Annotated in this window: 17 protein-coding genes; 9 read left to right on the top strand and 8 right to left on the bottom strand. The window is 66.5% G+C overall.

The window, feature by feature from the left end; genetic code table 11:
- Positions 1-129 precede the first annotated feature (129 nt).
- Entirely contained in the window at positions 130-552 is a 423-nt protein-coding gene (locus ACFXKN_RS11495) for a hypothetical protein (protein WP_378953123.1), read from the bottom strand.
- A gap of 170 nt (positions 553-722) precedes the next feature.
- Between ACFXKN_RS11495 and ACFXKN_RS11490 the strand changes: the two genes are divergently transcribed.
- Positions 723-1,670 (top strand): SPFH domain-containing protein, encoded by a 948-nt coding sequence (locus tag ACFXKN_RS11490; RefSeq protein WP_378953125.1) that lies wholly within the window; start codon positions 723-725, stop codon positions 1,668-1,670.
- A complete protein-coding gene (locus ACFXKN_RS11485) occupies positions 1,667-2,518 on the top strand; it encodes a hypothetical protein (protein ID WP_378953127.1) in 852 nt (283 codons plus the stop codon). The genes ACFXKN_RS11490 and ACFXKN_RS11485 overlap by 4 nt, the downstream gene beginning before the upstream one ends.
- Here the strand turns inward: ACFXKN_RS11485 and ACFXKN_RS11480 are convergent.
- The 3 genes from ACFXKN_RS11480 to ACFXKN_RS11470 form a co-directional block, all read right to left on the bottom strand.
- Complete coding sequence (locus ACFXKN_RS11480; RefSeq protein WP_378953129.1) at positions 2,450-3,064, bottom strand: type II toxin-antitoxin system VapC family toxin; 615 nt, start codon at positions 3,062-3,064, stop codon at positions 2,450-2,452. The two genes, ACFXKN_RS11485 and ACFXKN_RS11480, sit on opposite strands and share 69 nt — an antisense overlap.
- Positions 3,061-3,300 (bottom strand): type II toxin-antitoxin system Phd/YefM family antitoxin, encoded by a 240-nt coding sequence (locus tag ACFXKN_RS11475; protein WP_378953131.1) that lies wholly within the window; start codon positions 3,298-3,300, stop codon positions 3,061-3,063. The genes ACFXKN_RS11480 and ACFXKN_RS11475 overlap by 4 nt, the downstream gene beginning before the upstream one ends.
- A 107-nt stretch (positions 3,301-3,407) precedes the next feature.
- The gene (locus ACFXKN_RS11470) at positions 3,408-3,791 is read right to left on the bottom strand and encodes a Zn-ribbon domain-containing OB-fold protein (protein WP_379432928.1); all 384 of its coding nucleotides are present in this window, start codon (positions 3,789-3,791) and stop codon (positions 3,408-3,410) included.
- Positions 3,792-4,053: 262 nt separating this feature from the next.
- Between ACFXKN_RS11470 and ACFXKN_RS11465 the strand changes: the two genes are divergently transcribed.
- Entirely contained in the window at positions 4,054-6,369 is a 2,316-nt protein-coding gene (locus ACFXKN_RS11465; RefSeq protein ID WP_378953133.1) for an ATP-binding protein, read from the top strand.
- Between the two features lie 25 nt (positions 6,370-6,394).
- On the opposite strand, the gene ACFXKN_RS11460 is transcribed toward ACFXKN_RS11465, so the two are convergent.
- Positions 6,395-7,660: a multidrug effflux MFS transporter gene (locus ACFXKN_RS11460; protein WP_378953135.1), complete on the bottom strand. Its 1,266-nt coding sequence runs from the start codon at positions 7,658-7,660 to the stop codon at positions 6,395-6,397.
- 62 nt (positions 7,661-7,722) lie between these two features.
- Between ACFXKN_RS11460 and ACFXKN_RS11455 the strand changes: the two genes are divergently transcribed.
- Together ACFXKN_RS11455 and gndA are read left to right on the top strand one after the other, a co-directional pair.
- Complete coding sequence (locus ACFXKN_RS11455; protein ID WP_378953137.1) at positions 7,723-8,169, top strand: MarR family winged helix-turn-helix transcriptional regulator; 447 nt, start codon at positions 7,723-7,725, stop codon at positions 8,167-8,169.
- Between the two features lie 166 nt (positions 8,170-8,335).
- A complete protein-coding gene (gene gndA, locus ACFXKN_RS11450) occupies positions 8,336-9,781 on the top strand; it encodes an NADP-dependent phosphogluconate dehydrogenase (protein ID WP_378953139.1) in 1,446 nt (481 codons plus the stop codon).
- Positions 9,782-9,877: 96 nt separating this feature from the next.
- Here gndA and ACFXKN_RS11445 read toward each other — a convergent pair whose 3' ends face one another.
- Positions 9,878-10,057 carry a hypothetical protein gene (locus ACFXKN_RS11445; protein ID WP_378953141.1) on the bottom strand — a complete coding sequence of 60 codons (180 nt, stop codon included), beginning with the start codon at positions 10,055-10,057 and terminating at the stop codon, positions 9,878-9,880.
- A gap of 133 nt (positions 10,058-10,190) precedes the next feature.
- Between ACFXKN_RS11445 and ACFXKN_RS11440 the strand changes: the two genes are divergently transcribed.
- The 3 genes from ACFXKN_RS11440 (at position 10,191) to ACFXKN_RS11430 (ending at position 14,017) form a co-directional block, all read left to right on the top strand.
- Positions 10,191-10,997 (top strand): DUF6585 family protein, encoded by an 807-nt coding sequence (locus tag ACFXKN_RS11440; protein ID WP_378953143.1) that lies wholly within the window; start codon positions 10,191-10,193, stop codon positions 10,995-10,997.
- 143 nt (positions 10,998-11,140) lie between these two features.
- Entirely contained in the window at positions 11,141-11,455 is a 315-nt protein-coding gene (locus tag ACFXKN_RS11435) for a WXG100 family type VII secretion target (RefSeq protein ID WP_378953145.1), read from the top strand.
- A gap of 3 nt (positions 11,456-11,458) precedes the next feature.
- Positions 11,459-14,017: a hypothetical protein gene (locus tag ACFXKN_RS11430; protein WP_379432927.1), complete on the top strand. Its 2,559-nt coding sequence runs from the start codon at positions 11,459-11,461 to the stop codon at positions 14,015-14,017.
- 38 nt (positions 14,018-14,055) lie between these two features.
- On the opposite strand, the gene ACFXKN_RS11425 is transcribed toward ACFXKN_RS11430, so the two are convergent.
- Positions 14,056-14,247 (bottom strand): hypothetical protein, encoded by a 192-nt coding sequence (locus ACFXKN_RS11425; RefSeq protein WP_378953149.1) that lies wholly within the window; start codon positions 14,245-14,247, stop codon positions 14,056-14,058.
- A gap of 155 nt (positions 14,248-14,402) precedes the next feature.
- On the opposite strand from ACFXKN_RS11425, the gene ACFXKN_RS11420 reads away from it, so the two are divergent.
- Complete coding sequence (locus ACFXKN_RS11420; protein ID WP_378953151.1) at positions 14,403-15,419, top strand: fatty acid desaturase family protein; 1,017 nt, start codon at positions 14,403-14,405, stop codon at positions 15,417-15,419.
- A 3-nt stretch (positions 15,420-15,422) separates the two neighbouring features.
- On the opposite strand, the gene ACFXKN_RS11415 is transcribed toward ACFXKN_RS11420, so the two are convergent.
- Positions 15,423-15,941 carry a winged helix-turn-helix transcriptional regulator gene (locus tag ACFXKN_RS11415; protein ID WP_378953153.1) on the bottom strand — a complete coding sequence of 173 codons (519 nt, stop codon included), beginning with the start codon at positions 15,939-15,941 and terminating at the stop codon, positions 15,423-15,425.
- Positions 15,942-15,966: the final 25 nt, after the last annotated feature.

Genomic DNA, 15,966 nt, shown 5'->3' with positions numbered 1-15,966 from the left:
GCCCGCTGGAAATCCCCTGCGACACCGGCAGTGTGGGTGTCAGGGGCTCGAGTCCCTACCTTTTTGTTCGACTATTCCCGCGGTTACCCCGCGGCTAGGCGAGGTATCGGCCAGGGCCGGACTCGATGGTTAGCTGGAACCGCTGGGTAGCAGTCCCGCCGAGCCGCTGCCGAGCTGGGCGTCTCCGGTGATCTCGACGACAAGGGTCTTGGTGGAGGAGCCCTGGGTGGCCACGATCGTGTAGGTGCCCTTGGCCGGCGGGCGCCAGGTGCCGCGGACCGCGCTGCGCTCCCGGTCCGGGTAGTCCAGGCGCTCAGGCGAACTGAGTTCGCGGCCGTTGATCGTCACGGTGGCGGGTAGTGCGTAGTCGGGGCCGAACATCCGGGCCATGACGCTGCAGTTGGCGCCCACATAGTCGCAGGCGACGGGGATTTCGCTGTTACCCCAGGCGGAGATGGTGATGTCCTCCACCTCTGCCGATGCCGCGGGAGCCAGGATGGCCGGGAGAACGAGTGCGCCCGCCGCGAGGGCGGTCAGTCCTGCGATTCGCATGGGTTCGGTGGTCCTTCGCATTGATGTGGTCGGCCCCGGTGCTCGCCCGGAAACCGCCTGAAGCGGTAGCGTTCCACAGTTTTCGCGGGGCCGGTACCCCGAAAACCCAGGGCTTGCCGCTGAGCCGAAGACTAGTTATAGTCAATATGACCATAACTAAGGAGAAGGCGATGGCAGACATCAGTGGCTACCCCGGACTGCGGCATCTCAGGGGAGCCCCGACCGTCCATGTCAGGCATGTCCGCCGGGGCAAGGTCCTGCACGACGGCACCGGACTGAGCTTCTGGTTCCGTCCGAGCACCGCGGTCCTCAGTGAGGTTCCGGTGGCCGACCGAGAGCTTCCGATGCTGTTCCACGCCCGCACCCGCGACTACCAGGACGTCACCGTCCAGCTCACGGTCACCTACCGCTGCACCGATCCCGAGACGGCGACGAGCAGGATCGACTTCTCGATCGACCCCGACACGGGAACTTGGCGCCAGGACCCGCTGAGCCAGATCGCGAACACCCTCACCGAGAACACGCAGCAACACGCCCTCGAGGTGCTCGCCACGCTCGACCTCGAGACCGCCATCCGCACCGGCGTCGACAAGGTCAAGGAAGCCACCACGCGCAAGCTGACCGCGGCTCACATCGGGCTGGAGATCATCGACATCCGCGTCGTCGCGATCCGCCCCGACGCGGAGATGGAGAAGGCGCTCCAGACCACGATCCGCGAGAAGGTTCAGCAGGAAGCGGACAGAGCGACCTTCGAGCGGCGCGCGCTCGCCGTCGAACGCGAGCGCGCGATCAGCGAGAACGAACTGCAGAGCCAGATCGAGCTGGCGAAGCGGGAGGAACTCCTGGTCGTCCAGCGCGGCGCGAACGCGCTCAGGAAGGCGCAGGACCAGGCCAGGGCAGGCAGGGTCGCCGACGACGCCAAAGCCGACGGCATCCGCAAGCTCGCCGAGGCCGAGGCCGCCGGTGAGAAGGCGCGTCTGGACGCGTACCGGGATATTCCCCAGGAAACGCTCTACGCGCTGGCCGCCAAGGAACTCGCGGGCAACCTGCCGGAGATCGGCAGCATCACCCTGACGCCGGACATGATCGCGCCGATCCTGCAACGGCTCACCCGATGAGCCTGGCTCCGCGAATCGTGCTGGTGCACCGGCGCACCGAGCTGTCCGAGCTGCTGGCACGGCACGGAACGCGCGGGCAGGTGGAGTTCTTCCTGAGGTCACGGAGTAGATCGCTGGACGAGGTGGCCGAGCGTGACCGGCGGAACCGCGCGGCGTTGGCCGAGGTCAGTGGTGCGATTCCGCTGGGATGGCGACGCGGCATGGTCGAGCGGGAGGACCTGTCGCGGTTCCTGTTCGCGCCCGAGGACATCGTCGTGATCGTCGGGCAGGACGGGCTGGTCGCCAACGTGGCCAAATATCTCGACGGCCAGGCCGTCATCGGCATCAGCCCGGAGCCGGGTGTGCTCGCCGCGCACACCCCCGCCGACGCGGCAGAACTCCTGCACTGCACCGGCGACACCGACGACCTCACGATGGTCGAGGCGAGAACCGACGACGGACAGACACTGCACGCGCTCAACGAGATCTACCTCGGCCATCCGAGCCACCAGACCAGCCGCTACCGCATCCACAACGAACGCCAGGCATCCTCGGGCGTCCTCGTCGGCAGCGGCACGGGCGCCACCGGCTGGTGCTCATCGACGCACCGCGAACGGAAAAGCCCACTGCCCCTGCCCGAACCTACCGAGCGCAGACTCGTCTGGTTCGTCAGAGAGGCATGGCCTTCACCGACCACCGGGGTCACGCACACCGAAGGCGAGATCACCGACGAAAGCCTGCACATCGACGTCGAGTCCGACGGCCTGGTGGCCTTCGGCGACGGCATCGAGCACGACGCACTACGCCTGTCCTGGGGGCAGCGGTTGAGTGTCGGACTCGCCGCCACCCGACTCCGCCTCGTGCGCTGAGGCACTTCGGTCAGCGGGGTGTTCGGGTTGTAGGACGTTGGCCTCACCCAACACAAAAGGCCCGGCCATAGGGCCGGACCTTTTGTAGTTCTTCCACCGCCGCCGAACGTCGTTTGCCGGATCGTCAGTGTGATTCCAAGGGTTGATGACAGGCACGCCCATCGGCTCGAAGTCTTTGACATTACGAGTCACCACCGTCATACCGTGCTCGTTCGCCGTTGCCGCGATCATCGCATCGCGCTCGGGGCGAGGATCCGGCACGTGCAACCGTGCGGCGCGTCGACCCACGGCCACGTCGAGTGGCAGGATTCGGTTCGCGAATACGTCCAGCACATCGTCTTCGAGCCACCTGCGCAGCCGACTGCCTTGGGCGGAGTCGCGGCGTTCTATCCGGCAGATGCCGACTTCGACCTCCATGATCGTGACAACGCTCAGAAACAGGTCGGATGGTCGCCGTTGCGCCGCCCATGAGCGCACCGCTGGGTCCACGGACTGTGGCGATTTGCGCAACTCGCTGATGACGTTGGTATCGAGGAGAAAAGTCACAGGTCCGCGACCCTCAGCTCCACCTGCAGTGGCGCCGGTTCGAACTCGATTTCGTCATCCATGCTCAGCCGGGAAACAAGATCCTGACTGTCGGCCTTCAGTCGTCGATAGTCGTCGATAGACAAGAGCACAAAAGCATCCTCGCCCCGATCCGTGATCACCACCGGCCCCTCAGTCGCAGCCCGTTTCGCAGCGCTGACATCCTGGTTGAATTCTCGAGCACTCATCGAAGACATGGCAGCGACTCCTAATGTAGGTACGTACCTACGATACCTCGGCTTGTGGTCGCCGCCAATAGTTCCAAGGGTGAAGGTGGCCGACTCGTCGCCCAGAGCAAGCCTGGTCAGGCGTCGATACGGTTGGCGGACCGGCGCTGGTCGCCCGACGTTCGGTGACCGGCACTCACCGCGAATACCGGGAATCCGTCGTCCCTGGGACACGGCTGGAATTGCACACGCACCGGGCAGTTCCGGGGCGGGAGCTCGCCTTCGATGGAGGTGTAGACCCACGGGCCCTCGTCGAGTTCGACAATGGCGATCGTCAACGGCTGTACGCCGCGCATTCCGGTCGCGGCGCGATCCACGACCCGCCAGGACACGATCGAACCGGCGCCCGACGACGGCAGCCACTCGAGGCTGCCGGATGTGCAGGAGGAGCAGCCGACCGTCACCGCCGCGAACAGCGTGTAGCAGCAGGTGCACCGGCGAATCATCAGTATGTCTTCCACGTGCTGTGTGTTGTCTTCGCTGGTGACGGCTGGATCGGGTGGGTACATCGGACCTCCGGGAAATGATGCTGACCTCGCTACAGCGTCCTCCGACCACGGCGTCGCGGGGACGGTCGATATACCCGTTTTTCGGAAATCGGTTTATTTCTGAAGCCGGCGCATAGCAGGTGGCGGGGCCGTGGCTCGATCGGGTTCTGTCCTGGTCGACACGGCGTAACCTGGCGTTCTAGACCGTTCCGCCACCGAATGCGAGGCATGCTCGATGCCGCCAACCAGTCAGGGCGCGCTGGGAAATCTCCCCGCGGAATTGACTCAATTCGTCGGCCGAGGACGTGAGATCGTCGAGGTCAGACAGTTGATGTCGCAGGCGCGGCTGGTGACGTTGACCGGTATCGGCGGGGTAGGCAAGACCCGGTTGGCGATTCGGGCAGCCGAGGAGGTGCGCCGAGCGTTCGAGGACGGGGTCTGGCTGGTCGAGTTCGGCAAGGTTCGCGAGCCGGATCTGGTGGCCGGGGCTGCCGCGTCCGCACTGAAACTGGCTGGGCCGACCGCCCAGACGCCGCAGGAGCTGCTCGTCGACTTCGTCGCCACGCGCCATCTGCTCCTGGTGCTAGACAACTGCGAGCACCTGGTGGACGCGATCGCCTCGCTGGCCGAATCGCTGCTGCGTGCCGGGCCACGATTGCACATCCTGGCGACCAGCCGGGAGCCGGTCGGCGTCGGTGGGGAGGTGGTGGTCCCGGTGCCGCCGCTGTCGGTTCCCGGGGCGGAGCGGTCGCCGAGCTTGCGCGCGATGTTGCGGTGTGACGCCGTCGCGCTGTTCGTCGACCGCGCGCGCTCCGCGGTCCCCGGTTTCGAGCTGACCGAAGACAGCAAGATCACCGTCGCACGCATATGCCGGCGACTCGAGGGCCTGCCGCTGCCCATCGAGTTGACAGCGGCCCGGCTGCGGGCGATGTCACCGGAGCAGATCCTGCAACGGCTGACCGACCGATATCGACTGCTGACCGGTGGCGGCCGCGCGGCGCCGACCCGTCAACAGACGCTGCGCCAGTGCATCGACTGGAGCTACGACCTGCTGACCGACCGGGAGCGGGAGCTGTGGGCGCGGGTGACGGTGTTCACGGGCGGCTTCGAGTTGGATGCCGCGGAGGCGATCTGCGGTGACGGATTCGATCCCGGCGATGTGCTCGACCTGGTGGGCTCGCTGGTGGACAAGTCGGTCTTGATCCGTGAGTCCCGCGGTGACGGCGGCGTCCGGTACCGAATGCTCGAAACGCTGCGCGAGTACGGCCGGGAACGGTTGCGCGACAGCGGTGACGAGAAGACGTTGCAGCGCCGCCACCGAGACTGGTTCGAACGCCTGGCGCTGCGGGCCTACACCGCATGGATGGGGCCTGAACAGCGGGAATGGATCGATCGGCTGCACCGGGAACAGCCCAACCTGCGTGAGGCGATGGAGTTCTGCCTGGCCGAGCCCGACGAGGCGGGATCGGCCGAACGGATCGCGGTGGCCCTCTACGAGTTCTGGGTCGCGCGGCAGCGGGCCAGCGAGGCCCGGTATTGGCTCGGGCGCGTGTTGGAGAGCACAAGCGGGGCCACGTTGCAGCACATCGCGGCACTGTGCGCGGACACTGTGCTGGCCGCGATGCAGACAGACATCCAGTCCGGGTCCGCGCGAATCGAACAAGCACGTTCGTTGGCTGAGGGCAGCGGCGACGAGGTGTTGTGCGCGTACGTCGATGGTGCGGATGGATTGCTGTCGCTGTTCTCCGGTGACCTCACCGGTGCGCGGACACAGCTCGAGCGAGCCGTGCCGGGGTTCGAGGCAGCCGGTGATGTCTTGCATCAGGTGTCGAGCTTGCTCGGTCTCGGCGTCGCGTGCGGTCTGCTGCAGGAAACGGACCGCGCCACGGCTTGTCAGGAGCGGGCGCTGGCGCTCACCACCGCGCATGGCGAGTCGGTCTACCGGTCCTATGCCGTCGCACAGCTCGCCTATACGACGGTCGAGCGCGGCGACCTCGAGCGTGGGACGGTGCTGGTCAAGGAGAGTCTGCGGGTTTCCCGGATGATCGACGATTGGCTGGGTGTCGCGAGCTGTCTGGCGACCTTGGCCTTTGTCGCGGCCGAGCAGGGCCAGGCGCAACGGGCCGCTGTGCTCGTCGGCGCCGCCATGGCGGTCGGCGAATCCGTTGGTAGCCAGGTGGTCAGCATTCTCGAGATGTTCCGCCACCACACCCAGGCGCAACAGAACGCCACTGATGCGCTCGGGCAGCGCGCCTTCGAGGTCGCGCTGCGCCGGGGCCACGATCTCGACATCGACACGGCGCTCGCCTACGCACTCGAGGAGGATCCGTCAGCGGCGGCGGAGGTTCCCGCCGCGATGGCCGTACTGACCCGCCGCGAGAAGCAGATAGCCGAACTCGTCGCGGAGGGCCTGACCAACCGGGCCATCGCGGAGAAACTCGTCATCTCACAGCGCACGGCCGCAGGCCACGTCGAGCACATCCTGAGCAAACTGCACTTCGCGACCCGCGCACAGGTCGCGGCGTGGGTGGTCGCTCACCATCGAACGTAGCCATCCACGCCGGCGATTTCTGCCGCTAGGCGACCTCGGCGGTGGATCGTTCGCTGGTCAGCGTGAGCGCGGCCAGTGCGACGACCGCGCTGACGACCATGGCAATCGCCATCGGGACGGCCGTGTGTTCGCCGCCGATGCCGACGAGCGGCGAGATCACCGCGGCTAGGAGGAACTGGAGTGCTCCCAGAATGGCTGAACCGGTGCCCGCGGCTCGGCGTGCCTGCCCGAGCGCCAACGTCGTTGCGTTGGCGATGACCAGACCGAGGCTGCCCATCGAACACCACAGCAGGGCGAGCGTGGCCCACAGCGCGGGTCCGACGAGGCTGTTGACCAGCATCAACGCCGAGACCGCGACCAGCAGCACGAGTCCTATCCGTAGCGTCGCGCGATCACCGAAGCGGGCTACGAGCCCGCCGTTGGCGATGCTGAAAAGGACAAGACCCAGTGCGTTGGCGGTGAAAGCGAGCGAATACCAGGTGGTCGACAATCCATGGACGTCCTGCAGGACGAACGGTGAGGCGGAGATGTACGCGAACATCACGCCGAAAGCGAACGCGTAGGCCAGCGTGTAGCCGAGATATCGACGGTTGCGCAGGACGGTGCGGGCATCGCGCAACGTCGCCGCGGCCCCGCCGGTTGTTCGCCGTTCTTTCGGGTGGCTCTCGGGCACCATCGTCAGCACGCACACGAACATCAGCACCGACAGCGCGGCCAGCGCCCAGAACACTCCGCGCCAGCCGCTGCCCGCGACGATGGCGCCACCGAGCAGGGGGGCGATGATCGGGGCGATGGCGTTGACGACGATCAGCAGGCCGAACAGTTTCGCCGCGGCGGCGCCCTGAGCCCGGTCGGAGATGACGGCCCGGCCGAGCACAATGCCCGCGGCGCCGGCAAATCCCTGGATAAAGCGTGCTCCGGCCAGCACCTCGATGGTGGGGGCGAGCGCGCATGCCGCGCTGAACAGCGCGGTGACGAGGGTGCCCGCGAGTAGCAGCGGACGCCGGCCGTAGCGGTCCGACAGCGGCCCGATGACGAGTTGCCCGAGGGCGAGACCGATCAGGAACGCGGTGAGCGTCAGCTGGATCGCTGACGCGCTGGTGTCGAATTCCGCTGCCATCTGGGGGAATGCGGGCAGATACATGTCGATGGCCAGCGGTGCGACAGCTGCCAGCAGCGTCAGCGTCGCGATCAGCTTCGCCGGAAAGTGGGTGGGCCGGTCTTCGCCGGGGGTAACCGGCACCTCGATCTGCGCTACGGCAGCGAGGGTGTCCTGCGGGTGCGGGCTCACATGGTCTCTTTCTATGAAAGTATATCTAGAATTATAGATAGATTAGACGGTAGACTGCGCCCGTGTCCAAGCCCTCGCTCGATGACGTCGCACACCTCGCGCAGACGGCGCGGTCGCTGGTGTGGGCCCTGCGTCGCTTCGGTGAGCGGGAGGCGGGACTGTCCAGGCTTCCGCACTCGGAGATCGAAGTGCTCCGAACTGTCGCGGAGCGGCCGGGCAGCACGGTCTCCGAAGTCGCCCGATTCCTGGGTTTGCAGAGCAGTAATGTGAGCACCACCGTCCGCCGTCTGGTGGACCGCGGACTGCTCGACAAGCGGGCCGACCCCGAGGACGGTCGCTCCTACCGGCTGCACGAGACGGAGTTGGCCGAGCACAACAATCAGCTGATCGACGACATGTGGATCAGCGGAATCCGGCGACTCCTGGACGAGCTGAGTCCTGAGGACGCCGCGAAACTCGCTGAAGCCGCTACGTTGCTCGCGCGTCTCGGCGCGATGTCCGGCGACTGATCTGCCTCGAAAGCGAAGCTATGGCACGCCTGATTCCCCTAGCTCCGTGCAGGATCCGGTCCGGGCACCAAGTAGCTTGGCTTACAACAAGGAGCGCGCCAGGCGCGCCGCCGCGGAAGCTGTCTTCCGCACACCCACTGGACCACTCGACGAAGAGAGCTGATCAATGCCTGTCTCCACCGCGCGCGCACAAATCGGGGTCACCGGCCTGGCCGTGATGGGTAGCAATATCGCCCGCAATTTCGCCAAGCACGGCTACACCGTCGCGCTGCACAACCGTTCCGTGGCCAAGACCGACGCGCTGCTCGCCGAGCACGGTGGCGATGGCGATTTCGTCCGCACCGAGACCGTCGAGGAGTTCGTCGCGGCGCTGGAGAAGCCGCGGCGGGTGCTGATCATGGTCAAGGCGGGCGAGGCGACCGACGCCGTCATCGAGGAACTGGCCGCCGCGATGGAGCCGGGCGACATCATCATCGACGGCGGCAACGCCCTCTACACCGACACGATCCGCCGCGAGGCCGCCCTGAGTGAGCGCGGGCTGAACTTCGTCGGCGCCGGAATCTCGGGTGGCGAGGAGGGCGCGCTCAACGGTCCCGCGATCATGCCGGGCGGGCCGAAGGAGTCCTACGAGTCGCTCGGCCCGCTGCTGGAGTCGATCGCCGCGCAGGTAGACGGCACCCCGTGCTGCACCCACATCGGCCCCGACGGTTCCGGGCACTTCGTCAAGATGGTGCACAACGGCATCGAGTACGCCGACATGCAATTGATCGGCGAGGCTTATCACCTGTTCCGCGACGCGCTCGGTTTCGATGCGGGCCAGATCGCGGAGGTGTTCACCCAGTGGAACTCCGGGGACCTGGAGAGCTATCTGGTCGAGATCACCGCCGAGGTGCTCGCCCAGGTCGACGCGAAAACCGGTAAGCCGCTGGTCGACGTCATCGTCGACGCTGCCGAGCAGAAGGGCACCGGCCGCTGGACGGTCAAGTCCGCGCTCGATCTCGGTGTTCCGGTCACCGGTATCGCGGAGGCGGTCTTCGCCAGGGCGCTGTCGGGCTCCCGAGCCCAGCGCAAAGCCGCGGTGGGTCTGGCATCGGGCACACTCGCGGACAAGCCCACCGATGTCGCGCAGTTCACCGAGGACATCCGGCAGGCGCTGTACGCCTCCAAGGTCGTCGCCTACGCGCAGGGCTTCGACCAGATCGCCGCGGGCAGCGCCGAATACGGCTGGGATCTGCGCCCGGGTGATCTGGCGACGATCTGGCGCGGCGGCTGCATCATCCGGGCCCGCTTCCTGAACCGGATCAAGGACGCCTACGAACAGGACCCCGCCCTGCCGAGCCTGATCCTCGCGCCGTACTTCCGTGCGGCCATCGAGACGGCCATCGACAGCTGGCGGCGTGTGGTGTCCACCGCCACCCTGCTCGGTATCCCGGTCCCGGCCTTCGCGTCCTCGCTGTCCTACTACGACGCCCTGCGCGCCGAGCGCCTGCCGGCCGCACTCACCCAGGGCCAGCGCGATTTCTTCGGTGCGCACACCTACGAGCGCATCGACGCCGAGGGCAAATTCCACACCCTGTGGAGTGGCGACCGCAGCGAGGTCGCCGAGGGCTGAGCCGAACTCGGGTGCACCGGAGACGATCGCCCGCGAGTTCGTGAACAAACGGCCCGGCTTTCGAGCTCGGCCGTTTGTCGTTTCTCGCGGTGCGAACTACCCGGCGTTGCAGGTCGGGGTCGGGGCGGTGCCGCTGCGCCGGTCGCGCGTCCACCCGACGATCTGCGGGGTCAGGTGCTCGCTGAGCCGCAGTTCGGGGTAGAGGCGATGCCAGGTGGTCGCGTTATAGGGATTTCGCCGGTCAGTGGCCGAGTCGGGCTGAAACCCAGCTCTCATCACGATCCTGCGTATCGGCGCCGTGGGTGTCACAAGCGTGAAAGTTCCGTCAAGGACGATCGTCGGATCGAGTGTGCGCAGGGATGCTGCGGGCATGATCGGCGAGTATGGGCACAGTGGACGGTGAGCGGTCGTGACGGGGCTTCCCGGCAACGACCTCGATCTGCGCAATGCCGTCGCCGGAGCCGCCGCGCAGGCGGATCTGGGGCGGCACCGCGCGACCTATACCGCGGCGGAACCGAGCATGCGCCGACCCGCCATCGAGGCGCTCGGTGTTGTCCTGGGCACGGCGGTGACGGTGACCGGGTTCGCGATCGGAGCGGACATCCTCGGCATCCTCGGTCTCACCGTCGTGGGGATGGTCGGCGGTCGATTACTGTTCGATCTGCTGCGGCTGGGGTATGTCAACAGCCGCAATCACAATGCGCGACTGAGCCTGTACGAGCACGGACTCATCGTGATCGTGCGGGGGGCTCCACGGACCATTCGCTACGACACCACCACGCTGAAGCGCAATATCGTCCAGCTTGTGAGTAGTCCAGCACCGGAACAGGTTTCGCACGCTTACACGCTCACCGACGTCATTGGCGATCCGATTGTGATGCGGCACGCGATCGCTCATCCGGAGAAATGGGGTCCGGCGATCGACAGGGCCGTTACGGCCGCGCAATTGCCTCGGGCGATCGCGGTTCTCGAGGCGGGTGGACAACTCGACTTCGAACACTTCTGGATGACGTCGACGCGGATCGGTTCCGGGAAGCGATCGGCGGCCTGGTTGCGGGTGACCGATGTCGAGGTGAGTAAGGGGTGGGTGAGCATCCATGTCACCGGACAGGCCGCACCACTGGAATCGCTTCCGGTGAGCCTGATTCCGAACTTCACCGTATTTCTGACGCTGGCCCAGCGGATGCGCGCGAAGTATGGCCCGTCGCTGTCGTAGTGCGACCGTCAACGTTGCGTCAAGACGAGAATGATTGTCCTGCAACGTTTATCAAGGAAGCGTCAATACTCGGTGGTGAATCTTTCCCGCCCCGGGCACCGGTGCCATCGTCTGAGATCGAATCATCGGTGAAAGGGCTAGGCGTGGCATCGAAAGTCGGGGTAACCCCGGAGCAAATGCGTGGTGCGGCAGGCAAAATGGGTGATCTGCGCGATCGAATGCGCGAGATCCTCACCAACTTGGAGACTTCGCTGGACGCCAAGGGGGCGCCCTGGGGCGGCGACGGTTACGGCAGCACGTTCGCGGACGGCGATCAGGGTTATGTCGCGGCACGGGAGAACCTCATCGAGGGGCTCGGTAATACTGCCAAGACCTTCGACTCGTACTCCGATGGGCAGTACAAGGCCGCGGAGTTACTGGCCCGGACCGAACAGCGGTCGACAGACTCGTTCCAGTAACGCATGTCCATCACTCTTCCCGGTGAGCTGGAATGGCTCGGCTGGATCGCCGGATCGGATTGGCCCGACGGCGATGAAGATCAGATGTGGGCGATCGCGCAGGACTGGCGCACAGCCGCCGCCGAAATCCGGGAACTGCTACCGGAATTGGCGACTGCCAAGAAGGCGACCATCGAGGCGTACCCGTGGGGCGACGGCGTCGAGGCCATGACCACGGCGTTGGACAAGCTGGACAGGGGCCCGGAGTCGCTCGAGGAACTGGCCAAGGTTCTGGACTACGTGGCCGAATCCGCGGATGCCCTCGCCACCGAGATCGAGTACACCAAGATCCTGGTTATCAGCTCATTGGGAATGCTCGCCGCCGAAATCGCACTGGCATGGCTGTTTCCGCCGACCGCGCCTGCGGTTCAAGCGGCAGCGATCGCCGTTACCCGCGTGGCGGTGCGGCTGCTGGCGAACCGGGCGATCGCCGCCATCGCGCGATTCGCCGCCAAGACCGGCATCGCCGCGGTCGCCAAGTTCACGGTGAAGCATGTCGCCCTCAGTACGGTGCTCGGGGCCGGGCAGGATCTCGCGATTCAGGCATACCAGGTCGGCAAGGGGCATCGGGACGGCATCGACTGGGAACGGGTGGGGACTACCGCGTACACCGCCGGGGCGGCGGGCGCGGTCGGTGGGCCCGCCGGCGCGCTGTTCGGCAAGGCAGCCGGGAAATTGCCTGTGCCCGAAGGGAAATGGGCAGCCAAGGGTGTCAATGGACTGAAGGGCGCGGCTGTCGGCGCGGGATCGGGGATGGTTGGCGCGTTGGGAGCCTGGGGGGTCGGCGGTATCGCCAATGGGTGGACCTGGGATCCGCGGCTGCTCACCAGCGGTGCGGCCTACGGTGTGTTGACCGGTGGCAGCAAGGGTTTCCGTCATTCGCCGACCGGCGGTGGGCCCGGTGCGAACGGATTCACCGCGGCGGACCCCGCACGCTTCGATGGACCGGACGGCAGTAGCGCACCGGCGCGCGCCGAGAGCAGCCATCGCGCCGGGGATCCGGCTGACAATACTTCCGGGGAGAACCGGTCGAACGGCGGCAATCGACCTGGAAACAGCGGTACCGGGAATACGGCTGGTGAGAATGGTTCCGGGTCGCGGGCAGGGGATCCTGCAATCAATCATTCTGGGAATCAGACTGGGCGACTGTTGAATTCGAGTGAGGGAACCAGCAGTGCCGGCGGCGAAACTCGTTCCGGAATTCCTGGCGGCCCCGAAAGCGCTGGCGTTCGACAGGAGCCGAACCCCACACGGTCCACACCGCCTCCCGCGGTGGGCGACGGCAGCCAAGCCAAGCCGACCGCCGGTGCGGAAAACCGTCCGCAGCCGACCGCGCCGAGGGGCCTCGAGCCGACCCCGCCCCGTGCGGGTACCCCCGAACTCCGCGCGGCCGATTCCGAGCCGCGCGCTGGTGCCGTCGAACGCCACACCAACCTGTTCGAGACGCTACCGGGCGTCGAGGCCGGTCCCGCCGGAAAGGAAGCCGCACCGTCGGCCAACCCCGAAACCCGCGCTCCGCGAGAGGAACAGCCGCAGCCGGAGGTCGCGCGGAAGCCGGAAGGCGAGCAGGCGCCCCAGAGCGAGCAAATGCCCGAGCAGTCGACGAACTCTGAGGCGCCGCTCGATTCGATGCGGGACAAGTTGCGCGGGTTGGGCATCGCTCCGGACGGTCTGACTCCGGCGCAGATGCGGACTGCTGCGGACGAGGCGTTCTCGAGGCGCGTGGACGAGTTCGCGGAGAGGACCGCGGCGGTCGAGGGAGCGGGGTTGCGGCCGAACGAACTGATGGCGCAGCGCCGGGAGTTGCAGGCGCAGATCAACGAATTCATGAACCAGCGCCGGGAGCTGCGAGCCGATCTCGACGGCCTTCGAACTACCACCGAGTCGGCGCCGAAGCCGGATCCCCACCCGGCACCTGAGCCACAGCCGACCCCGGACGGGGAATCAAAACCTGGCAGGGAGCAAACCCCCGATGACGAGCAAGTACCTGCACGACAAGAGCGGCCCGACGAGTTTCCCGACACGACGTCGAAGATTCCGTATACGCCGCGGTACTTCAGCGTCCCGCCGATCGAGGAGTACGAGGCAGCGGCTCCTCCCGATGATTCTGTTTGGGAGCCTGAGCCCGAACCGGAACCTGAACCCGAGCCGGAGCCTGAACCCGAGCCGGAGCCGGAGCCTGAACCCGAGCCAGAACCTGAGCCGGAGCCGGAGCCGGAGCCGGAGCCGGAGCCTGAACCCGAGCCAGAACCTGAGCCTGAACCCGAGCCAGAACCTGAGCCTGAGCCTGAGCCTGAGCCTGAGCCGGAGCCGGAGCCGGAGCCGGAGCCGGAGCCGGAGCCGGAGCCTGAACCCGAGCCGGAGCCGGAGCCGGAGCCTGAACCCGAGCCGGAGCCGGAGCCTGAGCCGGAGCCGGAACCAGAGCCTGAACCAGAGCCTGAACAAGAGCCGGAGCCGGAGCCCGGGCCTGAACCGGAGCCCGAGCCTGAACCTGAGCCGACGGTAGCGATCGTGTCAACGTAGAGGCCTGGCTTGCCGCCGGACCTCCACGTTTCTGAGCTCTACCCTGCGGATCCGGTGACAAGGTCCAAAAGGTACGCCAGCGGGTCTGTGCAGGTGTAGGCCGCGCACGAACCGAACGGTGCGTCCGGGCCAGGGACGTCGATGTCAGCGGACGCCGTGCCGGCGACGGCGAGCTGACCAGAGACGAACAGTGCCAGTGTGATGGCTGAGGTGGTGATGGCGCGCTTCATGAGACCTTTCGACCGGAAAATTTCACTCCGGTGCCACCATAATTCGCGTGCGGCACGGGGGTGAGACGTCAGATTCTTGGGCATGCAGCGGTTCGGTTGTCATCGATCTGCAACCCGTTCATCCGCTCGTGCCCTTCATGCGCCATGCTTGTCCCGTGGTTATCGCGTCTGATGTCGTCCCCGTGCGTGGCAGTGAGTACTCGGTCCTGTTGCGCCGCGTCCGGGAGGCAGACCTGCTCGACCGGCAAGTGGGGTACTACGGGTGGAAGAGCGCGCTGACCGCGGGGGCCTTCGTCGCTGGTTGGGTGGCGTTTTTCGTCATCGGTGACTCGTGGTGGACGCTGGCGGTCGGGGTGTTCCTGGCCGCGGTGTTCTCGCAGATCGCGTTCCTCGGCCACGATGCGGGGCACAAGCAGATCTTCGCCGGGCGACGGGCCAACTATCTGTACGGCCTGATCGCGGGCAATCTCGCGATCGGGTTGAGCATCGGCTGGTGGACCAGCAACCACAACCGCCACCACGCCCATCCCAACACCGAGGGGGCCGACCCGGACGCGATGGGCGTGCTCGCGTTCTCCGGTGACCGCGCGCGGGCCGGGAAGGGTTGGCGCCGATTCATTTTCCGCTACCAGGCGTGGCTGTTCTTCCCGCTGTTGCTGCTCGAAGGCGGCAGCCTGCACTGGAAGAGCATCGTCGCGGTGTTCCGCTGGCCGATCCCGAACCGCATCTGGGAGGGCGCGCTGCTCGCCGCCCACTTCATCGGCTTGCTCTCCGCGGCGTTCCTGGTGCTGTCGCCGGGTAAGGCGCTGGTGTTCATCGCCGTTCAGCAGGGCCTGTTCGGTCTGTACATGGGCTCCACCTTCGCCCCGAACCACAAGGGCATGGAAGTTCTGCCCGAAGGTGACAACACCGACTTCCTGCGCAGGCAGGTGCTCACCTCGCGCAATGTGCGCGGCAGCTTCCTCGTCGACACCGCGATGGGTGGCCTGAACTACCAGATCGAGCACCACCTGTTCCCATCGATGCCCCGCGCCAACCTGCGCCACGCCCAGCCGATGGTCGCCCAGTTCTGCGCCGAGATCGACGTTCCCTACTGCGAGACCGGCCTGTTCGAGTCCTACCGCCAGGCGATGGCCCACCTGAACGAAGTCGGCCGCCAGACCGTCCGTTAGCGACTACTGACCGACCGCCTCGTGGTAGGCGGCGGTGAGTTCTGCGAGCACCCCGTCGTCGGGAAGCGGCGCGCCGCGCAGGTGCGTGGCGCGCAGTTCATCCATGAATCGGTCCCACATCGGGGGCCCGCCCGCGGCGAGTAACTCCGCGCGCACGGTCAGCTCCGGCGCCGTTGGCAACCATCGCGCGCCCCACGCACCCAGTGCGGCCAGCACCGGAACGAGCTGAATCGAGGCCTCGGTGAGGTGATATTCGACCTTCTGGCGGTGGCTCGGGTCGTCGTCACGAGTGAGCAGACCCGCGGCGACGAGTTTGGCGAGCCGCGCGGCCAGAATGTTCGAGGCGATGCCCTCGATGGACCCGGTGAGCAACTCCCGGAAGTGCGTATGCCCGCCGAACATGATGTCGCGCACGATGATCAGGCTCCAGCGGTCGCCGAGGAGCTCGACCGTCAGATTGATCGGGCAGCCCGACTTGCCCGGCGCCACCGGCAACTTCTCCTGAGAAACTGGTTGCGACATAGGATCAGTCTAGGATACCTTCGTC

The organism is Nocardia sp. NPDC059195 (assembly GCF_042754695.1).
Classification (GTDB): Bacteria; Actinomycetota; Actinomycetes; order Mycobacteriales; family Mycobacteriaceae; genus Nocardia.
This window is presented reverse-complemented; position numbering and strand designations above follow the sequence as displayed.